The sequence below is a fragment of the Rhodococcus sp. (in: high G+C Gram-positive bacteria) genome (assembly GCF_049286785.1).
In the GTDB taxonomy this organism is placed as follows: domain Bacteria; phylum Actinomycetota; class Actinomycetes; order Mycobacteriales; family Mycobacteriaceae; genus Rhodococcus_F.
Genome location: NZ_JBAQEO010000519.1, coordinates 1 through 1,680, shown reverse-complemented (window position 1 = coordinate 1,680; position 1,680 = coordinate 1). Strand labels below are relative to the sequence as shown.

General features: G+C 62.8%; 1 protein-coding gene. It reads left to right on the top strand.

Features of this window, described 5'->3' with window-relative positions; translation table 11 throughout:
• Positions 1–937 precede the first annotated feature (937 nt).
• On the top strand, positions 938–1,680 hold a 743-nt coding region (locus WAW17_RS18715; RefSeq protein ID WP_422334432.1), incomplete at its 3' end, for an IS701 family transposase.

Sequence of the window (1,680 nt, the reverse complement as noted above, 5' to 3'; positions counted from 1 at the left end):
ATCTTCGTCTGCCCTCACGAACCTGCAGCCAGGGTGCCAAGGGGCGATTCTGTGATCAGGCGTGTGTCCTTGGGTGCGGACTCGCCGGGCATCGGATCTCCGCTGGTTGCCGGGTCATGCCATAGAGAATGATCCGGTGGCGCTCAGGAACCGGCAAGGTACGAGATCCCGTACGAAGTGGCTGACTGCGGCCTTGTGGATCATCACGTTCTTGTTCGCATATGTCTTGCTCGGACTTCCCGGCTGGTGGGCATGGCTGGTGTACCTCGGCGCAGGACTGGCGCTTACCTCTTTCTGGTGGAAGCGGCGTCATCGCAGTAGATATGCGATTTTGTTCGGCTCGAGCTGCGCATTGTTGGTAGTCATGGCATTGGCAATGATCGGGTGGGCACTCTTTGTGACCGTTTCGGTCCCGGTCGACAGTGTCGGGCCCCGGAGGGTTGTCTGCGGATCCGTCCTCAGTCCGGTGCCCGCCAACGAACTGAAAGTCACGATTGCCGGATCGGACGAGCCCGTGGTGCAGTCTCGTCCGATTCCGCAGAGTGAGCTGGAGCGGGTGTGTTCGAACAGGCTCCACACTCGCAGTAGTCGAGCAGCAGGACTGGCTCTGATAGGTCTGTTTGTTGCCGTGCGGGCTGCTGGGCACTTCGCTACCCCGAGAAATCCCACGACCGATTGATGCTGCGAGTCCGGCCCGAGAACAGACCACGAAGTCGTTCGGCCATTCCCTTGCTGGCCGGGGAAGGTTCCCTGGAAGCATTTATGGAGACCCTGGGGCCGGTCGGTGGCAGCCGGGGCCGGGCATGACAATGGTGTCGTCGACGTCCATCGCCGGAATCCGGCAATTGTCAGACACGCTCTAGTAGGACTTTGTTAGGTCTGTCACGATCGGGTGTGGGGTCTCGAGTTTCGGCGCGATTCTCGAGACGATGGAGGGGTGGATGCCGCAGCCCTTACCGAGGTCGATGAACGTCTTGATTCCTTTGTAAACGAGGTGTTCTCGTCATTGGCCCGCAAGGACAGGGTGGCGACGGCGGGGGTGTACGCGCGGGGTTTGATGCTCCACGGTGAGCGCAAGTCGATGCAGCCGATGGCGCAGCGGCTCGGTGTGGATCATCAACGGTTGCAGCAGTTCGTGACCAACTCCCCGTGGAACGTCGAACCGGTGCGGATGGCGCTCTCACGCAAGGCGTGCGACCTGATCGCACCTGATGCCTGGGTGGTCGACGACACGGGATTCGGCAAGGATGGCGACTTCTCGCCATGCGTGGCTCGGCAGTATTCGGGCACGCTGGGCAAGGTCGGCAACTGCCAGATCGCGGTCAGTGTGCACGCCGCGTCCGACACCGCGTCGTGCCCGTTGAACTGGCGGTTGTTCGTGCCGCAGAGCTGGGACGACAGCTGTGCCGACGACCCGGACGCCGCGAGCGAGGTCGCGGCTCGCCGAGCGAAATCGGCGATACCTGCCGATGAGCGGCATCGACCAAAGTGGCAGATGGCGGTGGAGATGATCGACGAACTCCTCGGCTGGGGGCGTCCGCGACCAGGTGTCGTGGTCGCGGATGCAGGCTACGGCGAGTGCGCACAGTTCCGTGCCGAACTCACCGCCCGCGATCTTCCCTACATGGTGGCGGTCAAGGCCGCCACCAGCGTCTACCCGGCCGATGCCGTGCCCGAGAC